This window comes from Brevundimonas sp. FV1ps31S, assembly GCF_058681265.1.
The window spans coordinates 1,172,647-1,185,509 of sequence record NZ_CM178735.1 but is presented as its reverse complement, the minus strand read 5'-3'; the positions used below and the strand labels follow the sequence as shown (position 1 = coordinate 1,185,509).

Genomic DNA, 12,863 nt, shown 5'->3' with positions numbered 1-12,863 from the left:
GTCATCGCGCCAGAGACCGGACGACGACCATGAAAGCGGACACGCACCCCGATTACCACTTCATCAATGTGGTGATGACCGACGGCACCTCCTACCAGACCCGTTCGACCTACGGTAAGGAAGGCGATACGCTGAACCTGGATATCGACCCGTCGACCCACCCGGCCTGGACCGGCGGCAACGCCCACCTGATGGACCGCGGCGGCCGCGTTTCGCGCTTCAACAACAAGTTCGCCGGCTTCATCAAGAAGTAAGCGCGTCCTGGCTGCGACACATCGCGGCAATCGGATCACGAAGGGCGCCGGTCGGATGACCGGCGCTTTTTGTTTGTCCGGAACGTCGGTAACGTAGCCGGCGTTCGGATACGGCAGTACGGGCGTCGGTTCACGGGGATCGACCCATCGAGAAGCGGACAGGTTATGAATAGACGGGAAATGGGTCTGGGCGTCGCGACGGCGGCCATGGCCCTCGCCTCCACAGCGCGCGCACAGCAGGTGACGGTGCAGCGCGCTCCGCAGGCGACCGCCTTCTACAACAGCTTCAATGACCAGATTTCGCGTCTGCCCGAGACCCAGCAGGCCGACGTCCGCGCCTTCTATGAGATGAACGGCTGGCGGCCGGTGTGGAACGCCGAGCGGATGCGGGCGCTGAACGCCGTCGCGGGCCGGGCGGAGCGCCACGGCCTGTCGGCGGGCGACTATTTCGACTTCGTCGGCCTGGCCGCCGATCGCGCCTCCTCCGATCTGCGCACCACCGCAGCCGCCCTGGCCTATGGACGTATCCTGGCCGAGGGCAAGGTTCGGCCGGAGACGGTCGAAGACCTGTGGGAGATGCAGAAGAACCGCGTGGACCTGCCGCGCGGCATGAGCGACGCCCTGGCCCGCAATCTGCTGCTGGACTGGTTCGAAGGCCTGGCGCCCACCGACATGGGCTACCAGAACCTGTCGGCGGGCTATGTCCGGTATCGTCGCCTGGCGGCCCAGGGCGGTTGGCCCGTCTTCCCGGCCGGTCCGACCCTCGAGCCGAACATGAGCGACCGCCGCGTCCCGGCGCTGATAGACCGTCTGACGGCCGAGGGGGACCTGACGGCGACGGACGGCGCGCGGCTGAAGGCGCAGGGCCTGACCTATGGTTACGAGTTGCAGCAGGCGTTGCAGGGGTTCCAGCTCCGGCATGGGCTGGCGGCCGACGGGCGTATCGGAACGGGCACCCAGCGGTCGCTGTCGGCCTCGGCCGAGGATCGCGCGCGCCAGATCGCCCTGAACCTGGAACGCCGCCGCTGGCTGAAGCGCGACGTCGCGCCTGAGCGGATCGAGGTCAATACCGCCGCCGCCATCATGGTCTACTGGAAGGACGGCAAGCCGGTCCACTCCAACCGAGTCGTGGTCGGTTCGGCCGAGAACCAGACCCCCAGCCTGGAAAAGCCCTTCGCCTCGGTCGTCGCCAATCCGCCCTGGTACGTCCCGGCCGGGATCGCGCGCCGCGAGATCCTGCCCAAGGGGCCGGGCTATCTGGCCGCCAACGACATGTTCGTCAGAGATGGAACGGTGATCCAGCGCGCTGGACCGAAGTCAGCCCTGGGCTATGTGAAGTTCGAGCTTCGCGACAGCTACGCCATCTTCCTGCACGACACCCCGTCCAAGGCGGCCTTTAACCTGTCCATGCGCCAGCGCAGCCACGGCTGCGTGCGGGTTCAGAACGCGGTCGAATTCGCCCGGCTGCTGCTGTCGCCGGACCCGGTCAAGCTGGCCGAGTTCGACACGGCCCAGGATACGCGCGAGACCACCCGCGTCACCACCGGCCGCGAAATCACCGTGCGCCTGCTTTACTGGACCGCCTTCGTAGACGGCCAGGGGCGAGTGGCGTTCCGTGAGGACATCTACGGCCGTGACGACAAGCTGGCTCAGGCTCTGGGCATCGCCGTCAGTCTGCCCAAGCCGATCGACGACGGCCGGCGCGACGCCAACGACGTCGGGCCGTAGGGTGACGATCTTCTCTCTCCCCCTGTGGGGAGGGAGACGCTGGTCGCCTCAACCCTTGAAGGCCGCTTCCAACAAGCCCATCTGGCTCAGCACCGGGTTCTGCGGCGTCTTTTCCTGAACGTCGAGGTACATGCGGCGATCGAGGTACAGGGCCCGGTCGAACAGTTTTTCGGACCGGACCAGATATTCCACCAGGGCGATCGGCAGATCAGCGTGGCTGGGCTCGCTCTCGATCTTGCGGTCGTTCAGCCGGTAGCGGGGCTCGCAGGCGGCTTCAGGCGTCATGTCGCCCTCGCGCACGGCCCGCTGCACCAGCAGCCATGAGGCGATCTGCATCAGGCGGGTCGTCAGCTTCATGCTCTCGGCGGCATAGGCCAGGGCGGCGGCGCGCGACAGCATCTTGGAATCGCGGCGTCCCTCGCCGTCCAGATAGGCGGCCGTGTCCTCGACCAGTTCCATGCCCTCGCGGAAGGTGCGGTCAAATAGTTCGGAACGGGTGAAATCCTGAACCTTGCGGCCGCGGTCGGCCGTGGAGCCCGTGCTCTGGGAATCGCTCAGGGTCATGGGGGACATCATCATGGGTTCGGACGCTCGTTCTGACTTTGACCCAAGGCGGGGCGTTTGTCGTCAGGACTGCAACCGTCATGCCACGGATTTGAGGCGAGGGCGATCAGGAGCGGAAGCTGAACAGGGAATCGGCGGCGCTTTTCTTGGCCTTCTTGGCCTCGATGGCGGTGCGCGTCCGCTGGATTTCATGATCCAGAGCCTGGATTCGCTCGTCCAGATCCTCGATCGAATAGGTGTCAAGGTCTTCGCGACCGATCATGGTCAGCGCCTCTCCACGCTTCGGGCGGGGCTCGAGATCCTCGAACATCTTCGTCGCCTTTCATCGTCCTGTCGTGGCCACAGCGGGCCGGAGCCCCTATCTGAACGCCCGGACACGGACGATTGCAAGCGGAGGCGACATGCGGGTCATCGAGATCAAGGGCGGATCAGGCCCGGCCGAGGCGTTGACCATCGCCGAGAGACCCGATCCGACCGCCGGCGCCGGCCAGGTCGTGATCCGCGTCCACGCGGCGGGGATCAACCGTCCCGACCTACTTCAGCGAGACGGCGGCTATCCCCCGCCCCCCGGCGCCTCGGACATACTGGGGCTTGAGGTGGCCGGCGAGATCGAGGCCGTGGGCGAAGGCGTGACGCGCTGGGCCGTCGGCGACCGGGTCTGCGCCCTGCTGGGCGGGGGCGGCTATGCCGAGCGGGCCGCCGTCGACGCCCGCCATGTGCTGCCGATCCCGACCGGACTGGACTACGCCCAGGCGGCTGTCCTTCCCGAGACCGTCTTCACCGTGTTCGCCAATGTGTTCGAGGCGGGAGGACTGAAGGCGGGACAGACGCTGCTGATCCACGGGGCGACCAGCGGCATCGGCGTGACGGCGATCCAGATGGCCAAGGCCGCAGGCGCGCGGGTGATCGCCACCTCGCGCGGGGCCGACAAGGCCGCGGCGGCCAAGGCCCTGGGCGCCGACGTCAGCCTTGATGCGCGGACCGACGACCTGACCGCCGCCATCGCCGAGGCGGGCGGCGCCGACGTGCTGGTGGACATGGTGGGACGCGACTACGCCGAGATGAACCTGAAGGCGTTGAATCCCGGCGGGCGGTGGGTCGTCATCGCCTCGCTGTCCGGCTCCAAGGTCGAAGTCGACCTGATGCGGATCATGCTGAAACGGCTGGTGCTGACCGGCTCGACCCTGCGCAGCCGCCACGCCGACGAAAAGGCCCGACTGACCGCCGCCGTTGAGGCGACGGTCTGGCCGTGGATCGTGTCGGGGGCAGTCAGGCCGCCGGTGCAGGCGACCTTTCCGCTGGAGCGGGCCTCAGACGCCCATCGCGCGCTGGAAGCGGGCGATCACGTCGGCAAGTTCGTACTGACCGCCTAGTTGCGACCGCCGCCGCGAACAGGGCGCATCGACGAGATACTGTCGTTGAACCCGCCGTTCAGATTGCGGATCTCGCCTTCGACGATGCGGCAGCGACCGCGGAATTCGGCGTCGGTGCAGACTTCCCAACGCCCCTGAACCCGGACCGAGCTGATCCGATCGTTGAAGGGCGTCCGGCCAAGGTTGCGGTCCTCGCCGGTGAATTCCCGTGAGGCGCCGCGGAAGTTCGAGTTCTCGTAGACGGTGATGGACGACCGACCCCAGCCGCCGCCGTTGCCACCGCCCCAACCGCCGCCTCCGTTGCCGCCGCCCGGACGACTCGGCTGGCTGTCTTCGTACTCGCCGCGGAAACGGCCGCAGACCAGCAGGCCGTTGTCGTTGCTGATCTCCTCATTGCCGCAGCGCGCCAGCTCGATCGAGGTGCCGCGAATCTGGCCCCGGATGTCGCGGCAATCGGCGTAAAGCCGGCCCCGGTTTGTATAGGCCTCGGTGCAGGACCGGGTATAGCTGCCGCGCGGCGCGACACGCTGTGCGGTGACGTCCTGGCCCGAAGCCAAGGCTGCGGCCATGGCGGCGCCAAGCAGAATGGACATGTTGGTTCTCCTCTCCCAAAGGCGAAAGCCTCTAATAACGCGAAGGTTGCCCCAGCGCACATGAACCTTGGCTGTACGTGAATGTTCGGCGGCGTTTTCTTTTCGGGCGAATAGGCCTATATCGAAACCATAAGCGCCCGGTCGAAAGGCCGGGCGCCGTCGTATCCAACGCCAGCCGAACCCCCATTCGGCGGCCCCACCATTCCGGGACGAACGCCCCATGAGCGACATTCTTATGCCGAAGGCCACTGCGGTCTGGCTGGTCGACAACACCTCTCTCAGCTTCGAGCAGATCGCCGATTTCTGCGGCCTGCATCCGCTGGAAGTGCGCGGCATCGCCGACGGCGACGTGGCCCGCGACATCCGCGGCGTCGATCCCGTCACCGGCGGTCAACTGACGCGTGAGGAACTGGACAAGGCCCAGGCCGACGAAAACTATCGCCTGAAGGCCATCGTCAGCCGTCACGCCGAACTGATGAAGTCGGCCAAGCCGGCGCCGAAATACACCCCGGTCTCGCGTCGCCAGGACCGCCCGGACGCCATCGCCTGGTTCGTGCGCAACCACCCGGAAGTGACCGACGCCCAGATCGCCAAGATGCTGGGGACCACCAAGTCCACCATCGAGAGCGTGCGCAACCGCACCCACTGGAACAGCGCCAATATCAAGCCGGTCGATCCCGTGACCCTGGGCCTGGTCGGTCAGCTGGCCCTGGACGAGATCGTCAAGAAGGCCGCCGACAAGAAGACCAAGGACGACCTGAAAAAGGGCGGCGGCACTCTGCAGCCCGTCGAGGAGGTCGAGGCCGAACCCGAGTTCGTGCCGGAAGCCCGCCAGCGCCCCGGCGCCGAGCCCACGGCGGAGTCGGTGTTCGGGACGAAGGACTGATCCTGATTCCGTCACCTTCGGGTCAAGCCCGAGGATGAGGACTTATAAAAACGGCCCCGGAGATCGCTCTCCGGGGCCGTCGTCATTTCGGGAGGTCGAGCGCCCTAGTGGGCCCGCGCCTCCAGACTGGTGATTTCTTCTTTCAGCCGAAGCTTCTTCTGCTTCAGCTCCCTGACCTGCAACGTGTCCACGGACGGACGGGTGAGCTCCTTCTGGATCGTCTGATCCAGGGTGCGATGACGATTACCCAGTTCGCGAATACGAGCCTCGATGGTCATGGCTTGCGCCTCCTTAGGTTAGGGACCAGTAGAGTGAGCGCCCGGTTTGGCGGGCTGTGGAATCACATTCCGGTGACGGCCCGCCTAGCCGAACCCGACGGAGGCTGACCCCAAAAATGGTCGATGATGTGAACGGAGCCATACGCAAGCCTCCCTATCGAATGGTCGTCGGAATTTCAGGGGCTTCCGGAGCAATCTACGGCGCGCGCGTGCTGGACGCGCTGAAGGACCTGGGGGTCGAGAGCCATCTGGTGGTGACGAAGGCCGCCCTGCTCACATTGTCGCAGGAGACCGACCTGTCCCCGGACGACCTGATGTCGAAGGCGTCGGTGGTTCACAAGCTGGCCGACGTCGGCGCCACCATCGCCTCGGGCTCGTTCAAGACTCTGGGCATGATCGTGGCCCCCTGTTCCGTGAAGACGATGAGCGAGATCGCCACCGGCGTCACCTCGTCGCTTCTGACCCGCGCCGCCGACGTCACCCTGAAGGAGCGCCGTCCCCTGGTGCTGATGGTGCGCGAGACGCCTTTCCACCTGGGACATCTGCGGACGATGACGGCCCTGGCCGAAATGGGGGCGATCATCGCTCCGCCCCTGCCCGCCCTGTATGCCCGCCCGGCGTCGATCATGGAGATGGTGGACCAGTCGGTGGGCCGGAGCCTGGACCTCTTCGGCCTGGATTGGAGCGCCGTCCAACGCTGGAGCGGTCTGAAATGAGCGGGCTGTGGGACTGGGCGGTCGCCGCCTATGGGGCGCCCGGCGTGGGCGACGCCTGCGTGGCGCTGCAGGACAGCCACAACCAGAACGTCCCCCTGCTGCTGTGGTCCGCCTGGCTCGCCACGACGGGCCGGGCGCCGGACGCCGAGACCCTGGAGGCCGCCTGTGACACCGCGCACGCCTGGGACGGGGTCGTGGTCGCGCCGTTGCGATCGATCCGCCGCACTCTGAAGGCCCCGATCCCCGACATAGACGACGGTCCGCGTCAGGCCGTGCGCGAGCGCGTCAAGGCGCTGGAACTGGAAGCCGAACGCCATCTGCTCGAGGCGCTGGAGGCGCTTGTTCCCGTTGACGCGACGACGGCCGGCTCGCCCCGCCCCGCCATCGACGCCCTGGTGGCCACAGCCCGCGTCTGGGCGCCGGTGACGCCGCGTCCCGCCCTGGTCCGGCTCGCAGACGCCCTTCCGGCTTGAGGCGCGCATGGCTATAAGCGCGCCGGGGATTGCACGATGAATGACGACGTTCCGGAAATCAGCGAAGAAGAAGCGGTCCTGCACGCCCGCCTCGCCCTGCTTCGGCGCGAACACGCCGAGCTGGACGCCTCGATCCAGGCCCTCTCCGACACCGCCATCCCCAACCAGCTGATGATCGCCCGGTTGAAACGGAAGAAACTGATCCTAAAGGACGAGATCGTGAAGATCGAGGACCAGATCCTGCCCGACATCATCGCCTGACGGCCGTGCGATTGAATCCGGGCGAAGGGCCGCGGTGCAATATCTCGGTGCCGTCCTCGCGCCTGACGCCTGCGACGAACCGCCGCCCGACGACGGCCCAAAAGTCGCCCCAGCCGATAGGCATAAGCCCGCCTCCCTCAGGGAAGCGACGCGCGTCCGGCCGCCGTATCCCGCCATACCAGAGCGTGAACACGCTGGAGACGCCGCCGAATGCGACGCCTGCTGACCCACGCGCCCCTGGCGCGTTGCAAGACCCTGTTGATCCATGGCGGCCAGACGGCCGCCTTTGCGGCCGTGGCGGTTCTCGCCGCCGCCGCTGCGCCCGGCGTAACGCCTGAGCCGGCGCCCCTGGCCGCCTCTACGGCGCCGGTGGCGCCTCCGGTCCGCGCCGAGGTCGAGGCCCCCGGACCGGTCATGCGTCAGATCGTCTTCTCCGCCCCCGTGCGCGGCTATGCGATCAACTCGCCCTTCGGCCTGCGCAAACTGGCCATCGAGGCCCGCGCCCGCGCGCACAAGGGGGTCGACATCGCCGCGCCCAAGGGCACGTCCGTCTTCACCGCCGCCGAAGGGCGGATCGTCCGCACCGGTTACGAGGCGGGCGGCTATGGCAATTTCATCGAGGTCCGTCACCCCAACGGCCTCAGCACCGTTTATGGCCACCTGAGCCGCATAGACGTGGCGACGGGCGACGCAGTGAAGCCCGGCCAGCGGATCGGGCTGGTCGGCTCCACCGGCTTCTCCACCGGCCCCCACCTGCATTTCGAGGTCCGTCGCAACGGCGGGCAAGTGAACCCGACCAAGGTGTTGGGCCGCGGCTTTGGCGTGGCGGTGAAGGCGAAGGCCTGAGCCGTGACATTGCGACACGGGACGCAATCGGCCTAACCTCGCCCGGCTTTCGGGAGAGATTGGGTAATGAGCAGATTCGTCGCCGCCGTCGTCGCGGGCATTCTGGCGGCCACGCCTGTCGCCGCCGCAGCCCAGGATTACGGCCGCTACAGCGACGCCGCCGCCCAGACCGAACTGTCGCGCATCGCCGAGGTGCAGATGGCGGTCATGGTCCCGATGCGCGACGGCGTGGGCCTGGCGACCAACATCTACCGCCCGAAGAACGTCGACGGTCCGCTGCCCACCGTCTTCGTCAGGACGCCCTACAATGAACTGGCCTACAGCGCCCGCACCACCCGTTCGGCCCTGAGCTGGGTCAGACAGGGCTACGCCTTCGTGATCCAGAACGAGCGGGGCCGCTATTTCTCGGGCGGGGACTATGAAATCCTCGGCTACCCCCAGACCGACGGCTATGACGCCCTGACCTGGATCGCGGAACAACCGTGGTCGAACGGCAAGGTCGGCACCCTGGGCTGCTCGTCGTCGGCGGAATGGCAGCTGGCCCTGGCGGCGCAGAACCACCCTGCCCACGCCGCCATGGTTCCCCAGGCCTCGGGCGCCGGCATCGGCAAGGTCGGCCGGTTCCAGGAACAGGGCAACTGGTACACGGGCGGCGTGCCGCGCAACCTGTTCTTCGTCTGGCTGTACGGCGTCGACAATCCGCAGCGCGCGCAGATCCCGATGGACATCGACCAGGAAACCCGCGCCCGCATCGTCCGCTACAACGACCTGGACGCCAAGAAGCCCGAGGTGAACTGGCCCAGTCAGATCCGCCACCTGCCCGTCGATGAGATGCTGAAGGACCTGGGCGAGCCGGCAGGCACGTTCGAGGAACTGATCGCCCGCACCCCCGCCGATCCGGCCTGGCGCGAGGGCGGCCTGTATCACGACGACATGGGCTGGGGCGTGCCGTCGCTGTGGTTCAACAGCTGGTACGACGTCTCCATCGGCCCGAACATGGAGCTGTTCAACCACGCCCGTTCGACGACCCAGGACCGCGAGGCGGCCGAGAACCAGTATGTCGTGGTCGGGCCCAACAACCACTGCGCCTTTGGCGGTCTGGGGCCGGACTACAGGTCGGGCGACCGGCCGCTGGGCGACGCCAGCCTGGACAGCGACGCCATGGTCCACGCCTGGTTCGACCGCTGGCTGAAGGGCGAGCGCCGCGCCTTCCCCGACAGCACGCCGCACGTCCGCTATTTCAACATGGGCGAGAACGAATGGCGCACCGCCGCCCAGTGGCCGCCGGCCGGGGTCAAGACCGTGCGGATGTATCTGCGCTCGGGCGGGGCGGCCAACAGCCTGAACGGCGACGGGCGCCTCAGCCTTGAGGCCCCGCCGGCGGGCGAACAGGCGGACCGCTATCGCTATGATCCGATGAACCCGGTCCAGACCATCGGCGGCGGCGACTGCTGCAACGGCGGCCTGGTCACGGCCGGCGCCTTCGACCAGCGGCCGATCGAGGCGCGCAATGACGTGCTGGTCTATACGTCCGAGCCGCTGAGCGAGCCGATGCAGGTCACCGGGTTCATCGACGCGGTGCTGAAGGTGTCGTCCTCGGCGCCGGACACCGATTTCGCGGTCAAGCTGGTGGACGTGGCGCCGGACGGCACGGCCTATATTCTGGGCGACACCATCATGCGCGCCCGGTATCGCGACGGCTACGACCGTCCCACGCCGCTGACGCCCGGCCAGGTGGCGACGGTCCAACCCACCCCGATGACGATCAGCAACACCTCCGAACCGGGACATCGCATCCGGGTCGAGGTGACCAGCTCCAACTTCCCCAAATTCGTCCGCAACCTGAACACCGGCGGCCCGAACGAGACGGAAAGCCGGGGCGTCACAGCCGACAACGCCATCCACCACGCCGGCGAAGACGCCTCCTACATCGACCTGCCGGTGCTGAAGTAAGGCGGCGCGACGCCGAAGCCGCTGGCGTCCCCTGCCGACCCCTTCTAGGCTGACGGCTGGGACAAGGGAGGCGACATGGCGGCGTTGACGCTGGACGGGGTGAGCAAGCGGTACGGCGATTTCGACGCCGTGCGCGATCTGAGCTTTCAGGTCGAGAAGGGCTCGATCTGCGGGTTTCTGGGGCCGAACGGGGCGGGCAAGACCTCGACCCTGCGCATGATCCTGGGCCTGCAGCCCGCGACGTCGGGGCGGATCGAGATCCTGGGCGCAAGCGACGGGCGCCAGGTGCGCGACCGGATCGGTTTCCTGCCCGAGGAGCGGGGCCTCTACAAGAAGATGACGCCGGTCGAGGCCATCGCCTTCTTCGGCGCGCTGAAGGGCCTGCCGACCGCCGAGGGCAAGAGGCGCGCGAAGATCATGCTGGAGCAGCAGGGCCTGGGCGCAGCCCAACGCAAGAAAATGAAGGAGCTGTCCAAGGGGATGGCGCAGAAGGTGCAGTTGATCGCCTCGGTCGTGCACCAGCCCGAGTTCGTGATCCTGGACGAGCCTTTTTCCGGTCTGGATCCGATGAACCAGCAGGGGCTGGAGGCGATGATCCGCGATCTTGCCGCCAACGGCGCGACGGTGCTGTTCTCGACCCATGTGATGCAGCACGCCGAACGGCTGTGCGACAAGGTCGTGCTGCTGGCGCGGGGACGCAAGGCGTTCGAGGGCTCGGTGGATCAGGCCAAGGCGACCTCGCCGCGATTCCTGGAGCTGGACGGGGCCATCCCGCCCGAAGCGGCGGCGGCCCTGCCGGGCGTGGCCGGGGTGGATGTCATGTCCCAAGACGGCGAGACGAGACGGCTGAAGATCGCACTGGCGCACGGCGCGGGCGGACAGGAGACGCTGAAGGCGGCCTTCCTGGGCGGGCTGGACGTTCGCGGCTTTGCGCTGAAGGAGCCGACGCTGCACGACGCCTTCATCGGCCTGACGGGCGACAATCCGGATCAGCCGGCGGTCAAGGAGATGGTCCAATGAAACGCGTCTTGTTGATCGCGCGGCGCGAATATGTGGCCTACGCCAAGACCGTGGGCTTCTGGCTGTCGCTGCTGGCCTTTCCGATGTTCGCCGTGCTGGGCGGCGGCATCCCCCTGCTGATCCGCTCGGCCGAACCGATCAAGACGGTGGCGGTGATCGAGGAAGGCGCCGCCGCGACCGGCTTGGCCGCCGTGGTGCGTGACGCTCTGCAAGCCGACCGGGATCGCCAGGACGAACAGGTGCAGGAGGCCGTGGCCAAGGGTCAGGCCGCCGCCGGCCGCGCCGCAGCCTCGTTGAGCGCACCTAGAATCCGCCTGGTCGAGGCTCCATCCGTCATCACCATGTCGGCGCCGGGCGAAGCGCGAGAGACGGCGATTCGGCAGGCCCTGGACAAGCGCGCGCCCAAGGAAAGCCGCCTCGACGCCGTGGTCTTCCTGAACCGTATGGACGGGAAGCCCGCCGCCCAGGTCTGGACCAGCCGGGCCAATGACAACGAGGTGGCGGGCTTCGTCCGCGACGCCCTGCGGACCGGTTATCGCGACCAAGCTCTGACGGCGGCCGGCGTAGCCCCTGCCCTGGTCGAGGAGATCGAAGCCTTCAAGCCCGAGGTGAAGGCCTTTTCGCCGAATGCGGCCAGCGGCGGCGAGGTGTCGATGCGCGACCGCCTGCCCTCCTACATCGGCCTGGGCGCCGGCTTCCTGCTGTGGTCGCTGGTCATCACCGGGGCCTCGATCCTGCTGAACAGCGTGATGGAGGAGAAGTCGAACAAGATCCTGGAAGTGTTGCTGTCCTCGGCCTCGGCGACCGAGATCCTGACCGGCAAGGTGCTGGGCGTGGCGTTGCTGACCCTGACGGTGATGGCGGTGTGGGGCGGCATCGGCGCGTTCGGCCTGCTGTCGGCCGCGCCCCAGACGGCGATCGACGTCGGGCAGGTGCTGCTGCACGACGGCCTGTTCTTATACTTCATCGCCTATATGGTCGGCGGCTATCTGATGTACGCCGTGCTGTTCGCCGCCATCGGCGCCTTCTGCGAGACGCCGCGCGACGCCCAGACCCTGATGGGGCCGATCATGATGATCCTGGTCGTGCCGATCCTGGTCATGCAGATGGCCCTGACCAGCCCGGATGCGCCGGTGGTCAAGGTGCTGTCGTGGATTCCCTTCTTCACCCCCTTCCTGATGAGCGCGCGCGCGCCCAGCGATCCGCCTCTGATCGAGATCGTCCTGACCCTGATCGGCATGTTCGCCACCGCCGCCTTCATGGTGTGGATCGCCGGACGAGCATTCCGGGCGGGGGCCTTGTCGGACGTGAAGCTGAGCTGGAAGACGTTCGGACGCGCGATCAGCGGGCGGGCCTAGGCGCCGATTCCGCCCCCTCCCTGTCGCCTAGCGACGGGAGGGGGTTTTCACCGCATCACAGGTCTGTGGGATTTCAAGACTTCCTCCACCGCTTCGCAGCAGGAGACAAGAAAAAGGCCGCTTCCCGAAGGAAGCGGCCTCAAATCTGTTGGCTTACGCCAAAACCCCAAGAATGGGTCTTACCGGCTGCCGCCACCGGCGCCAGCGCCGGGCACGCGGGGCTTCGGCGCGGGCAGCAGGCCCTCGCGTTGAGCGCGCTTGCGAGCCAGCTTGCGGGCGCGACGGACAGCTTCGGCCTTTTGACGGGCGCGCTTTTCCGACGGCTTTTCGTAATGCACGTGGCGCTTCATCTCGCGGAAGCTGCCTTCGCGTTGCATCTTCTTCTTCAGGGCTTTGAGCGCTTGATCGACGTTATTATCGCGAACGAAAATCTGTACCAGGTTGAACTCTCCTTTGGCCGCCCGCCGCGTCCTGTGAGGGAGACGGGCGAACAAATAAAATCAGCGTCCGAAAGCCAAGCCCTCGGATGAAGGCGCGCTAGTACACGAGCCGCCCCTTTC

General features: G+C 67.1%; 16 protein-coding genes. 11 read left to right on the top strand and 5 right to left on the bottom strand.

Features of this window, described 5'->3' with window-relative positions:
• Nucleotides 1-29 precede the first annotated feature (29 nt).
• Both rpmE and ACVPT3_RS05460 read left to right on the top strand, forming a co-directional pair.
• On the top strand, nt 30-254 hold the full coding sequence (rpmE, locus tag ACVPT3_RS05465; RefSeq protein WP_492043180.1) for a 50S ribosomal protein L31: 225 nt from the start codon (nt 30-32) through the stop codon (nt 252-254).
• Between the two features lie 180 nt (nt 255-434).
• Nucleotides 435-1,982 (top strand): L,D-transpeptidase family protein, encoded by a 1,548-nt coding sequence (locus ACVPT3_RS05460; RefSeq protein ID WP_492043179.1) that lies wholly within the window; start codon nt 435-437, stop codon nt 1,980-1,982.
• A gap of 48 nt (nt 1,983-2,030) precedes the next feature.
• On the opposite strand, the gene rcdA is transcribed toward ACVPT3_RS05460, so the two are convergent.
• Nucleotides 2,031-2,546 (bottom strand): protease adaptor protein RcdA, encoded by a 516-nt coding sequence (gene rcdA, locus ACVPT3_RS05455; protein WP_492043178.1) that lies wholly within the window; start codon nt 2,544-2,546, stop codon nt 2,031-2,033.
• A 106-nt stretch (nt 2,547-2,652) separates the two neighbouring features.
• On the bottom strand, nt 2,653-2,856 hold the full coding sequence (locus ACVPT3_RS05450) for a DUF1192 family protein (protein WP_492043177.1): 204 nt from the start codon (nt 2,854-2,856) through the stop codon (nt 2,653-2,655).
• Between the two features lie 91 nt (nt 2,857-2,947).
• Here ACVPT3_RS05450 and ACVPT3_RS05445 point away from each other — a divergent pair, with 91 nt between their 5' ends.
• Entirely contained in the window at nt 2,948-3,919 is a 972-nt protein-coding gene (locus tag ACVPT3_RS05445; protein ID WP_492043176.1) for an NAD(P)H-quinone oxidoreductase, read from the top strand.
• Here the strand turns inward: ACVPT3_RS05445 and ACVPT3_RS05440 are convergent.
• On the bottom strand, nt 3,916-4,512 hold the full coding sequence (locus ACVPT3_RS05440; RefSeq protein ID WP_492043175.1) for a beta/gamma crystallin-related protein: 597 nt from the start codon (nt 4,510-4,512) through the stop codon (nt 3,916-3,918). The genes ACVPT3_RS05445 and ACVPT3_RS05440 overlap by 4 nt on opposite strands.
• 220 nt (nt 4,513-4,732) lie before the next feature.
• Here ACVPT3_RS05440 and ACVPT3_RS05435 point away from each other — a divergent pair, with 220 nt between their 5' ends.
• Nucleotides 4,733-5,398 carry a DUF1013 domain-containing protein gene (locus tag ACVPT3_RS05435; protein ID WP_492043174.1) on the top strand — a complete coding sequence of 222 codons (666 nt, stop codon included), beginning with the start codon at nt 4,733-4,735 and terminating at the stop codon, nt 5,396-5,398.
• A gap of 104 nt (nt 5,399-5,502) precedes the next feature.
• Here the strand turns inward: ACVPT3_RS05435 and ACVPT3_RS05430 are convergent, their stop codons facing one another.
• The gene (locus ACVPT3_RS05430; RefSeq protein WP_008262715.1) at nt 5,503-5,676 is read right to left on the bottom strand and encodes a YdcH family protein; all 174 of its coding nucleotides are present in this window, start codon (nt 5,674-5,676) and stop codon (nt 5,503-5,505) included.
• 116 nt (nt 5,677-5,792) lie between these two features.
• On the opposite strand from ACVPT3_RS05430, the gene ACVPT3_RS05425 reads away from it, so the two are divergent.
• From ACVPT3_RS05425 to ACVPT3_RS05395, 7 genes are all read left to right on the top strand, one after another.
• On the top strand, nt 5,793-6,392 hold the full coding sequence (locus tag ACVPT3_RS05425; RefSeq protein ID WP_492043173.1) for a UbiX family flavin prenyltransferase: 600 nt from the start codon (nt 5,793-5,795) through the stop codon (nt 6,390-6,392).
• Complete coding sequence (locus tag ACVPT3_RS05420) at nt 6,389-6,865, top strand: TIGR02444 family protein (RefSeq protein WP_492043172.1); 477 nt, start codon at nt 6,389-6,391, stop codon at nt 6,863-6,865. Before ACVPT3_RS05425 ends, ACVPT3_RS05420 begins: the two co-directional genes overlap by 4 nt.
• Nucleotides 6,866-6,901: 36 nt before the next feature.
• Nucleotides 6,902-7,126: a YdcH family protein gene (locus ACVPT3_RS05415; protein ID WP_492043171.1), complete on the top strand. Its 225-nt coding sequence runs from the start codon at nt 6,902-6,904 to the stop codon at nt 7,124-7,126.
• Nucleotides 7,127-7,336: 210 nt separating this feature from the next.
• A complete protein-coding gene (locus ACVPT3_RS05410; protein ID WP_492043170.1) occupies nt 7,337-7,972 on the top strand; it encodes a M23 family metallopeptidase in 636 nt (211 codons plus the stop codon).
• Nucleotides 7,973-8,038: 66 nt separating this feature from the next.
• Nucleotides 8,039-9,925, top strand: a complete 1,887-nt coding sequence (locus ACVPT3_RS05405) for a CocE/NonD family hydrolase (RefSeq protein WP_492043169.1) — start codon at nt 8,039-8,041, stop codon at nt 9,923-9,925.
• Nucleotides 9,926-10,000: 75 nt separating this feature from the next.
• Nucleotides 10,001-10,945, top strand: a complete 945-nt coding sequence (locus ACVPT3_RS05400) for an ABC transporter ATP-binding protein (RefSeq protein WP_492043168.1) — start codon at nt 10,001-10,003, stop codon at nt 10,943-10,945.
• On the top strand, nt 10,942-12,303 hold the full coding sequence (locus ACVPT3_RS05395) for an ABC transporter permease (protein ID WP_492043167.1): 1,362 nt from the start codon (nt 10,942-10,944) through the stop codon (nt 12,301-12,303). The genes ACVPT3_RS05400 and ACVPT3_RS05395 overlap by 4 nt, the downstream gene beginning before the upstream one ends.
• Nucleotides 12,304-12,482: 179 nt before the next feature.
• Here the strand turns inward: ACVPT3_RS05395 and rpsU are convergent, their stop codons facing one another.
• Nucleotides 12,483-12,743, bottom strand: a complete 261-nt coding sequence (gene rpsU, locus ACVPT3_RS05390; protein ID WP_492043792.1) for a 30S ribosomal protein S21 — start codon at nt 12,741-12,743, stop codon at nt 12,483-12,485.
• Between the last annotated feature and the right edge of the window lie 120 nt (nt 12,744-12,863).

What these genes read in the sequence shown, in the direction of transcription:
- rpmE (WP_492043180.1), top strand. Translation starts at nt 30, where the DNA reads ATGAAAGCGGACACGCACCCCGATTACCACTTCATCAATGTGGTGATG.
- ACVPT3_RS05460 (WP_492043179.1), top strand. Translation starts at nt 435, where the DNA reads ATGGGTCTGGGCGTCGCGACGGCGGCCATGGCCCTCGCCTCCACAGCG.
- rcdA (WP_492043178.1), bottom strand. Translation starts at nt 2,546, where the DNA reads ATGACCCTGAGCGATTCCCAGAGCACGGGCTCCACGGCCGACCGCGGC.
- ACVPT3_RS05450 (WP_492043177.1), bottom strand. Translation starts at nt 2,856, where the DNA reads ATGTTCGAGGATCTCGAGCCCCGCCCGAAGCGTGGAGAGGCGCTGACC.
- ACVPT3_RS05445 (WP_492043176.1), top strand. Translation starts at nt 2,948, where the DNA reads ATGCGGGTCATCGAGATCAAGGGCGGATCAGGCCCGGCCGAGGCGTTG.
- ACVPT3_RS05440 (WP_492043175.1), bottom strand. Translation starts at nt 4,512, where the DNA reads ATGTCCATTCTGCTTGGCGCCGCCATGGCCGCAGCCTTGGCTTCGGGC.
- ACVPT3_RS05435 (WP_492043174.1), top strand. Translation starts at nt 4,733, where the DNA reads ATGAGCGACATTCTTATGCCGAAGGCCACTGCGGTCTGGCTGGTCGAC.
- ACVPT3_RS05430 (WP_008262715.1), bottom strand. Translation starts at nt 5,676, where the DNA reads ATGACCATCGAGGCTCGTATTCGCGAACTGGGTAATCGTCATCGCACC.
- ACVPT3_RS05425 (WP_492043173.1), top strand. Translation starts at nt 5,793, where the DNA reads ATGGTCGATGATGTGAACGGAGCCATACGCAAGCCTCCCTATCGAATG.
- ACVPT3_RS05420 (WP_492043172.1), top strand. Translation starts at nt 6,389, where the DNA reads ATGAGCGGGCTGTGGGACTGGGCGGTCGCCGCCTATGGGGCGCCCGGC.
- ACVPT3_RS05415 (WP_492043171.1), top strand. Translation starts at nt 6,902, where the DNA reads ATGAATGACGACGTTCCGGAAATCAGCGAAGAAGAAGCGGTCCTGCAC.
- ACVPT3_RS05410 (WP_492043170.1), top strand. Translation starts at nt 7,337, where the DNA reads ATGCGACGCCTGCTGACCCACGCGCCCCTGGCGCGTTGCAAGACCCTG.
- ACVPT3_RS05405 (WP_492043169.1), top strand. Translation starts at nt 8,039, where the DNA reads ATGAGCAGATTCGTCGCCGCCGTCGTCGCGGGCATTCTGGCGGCCACG.
- ACVPT3_RS05400 (WP_492043168.1), top strand. Translation starts at nt 10,001, where the DNA reads ATGGCGGCGTTGACGCTGGACGGGGTGAGCAAGCGGTACGGCGATTTC.
- ACVPT3_RS05395 (WP_492043167.1), top strand. Translation starts at nt 10,942, where the DNA reads ATGAAACGCGTCTTGTTGATCGCGCGGCGCGAATATGTGGCCTACGCC.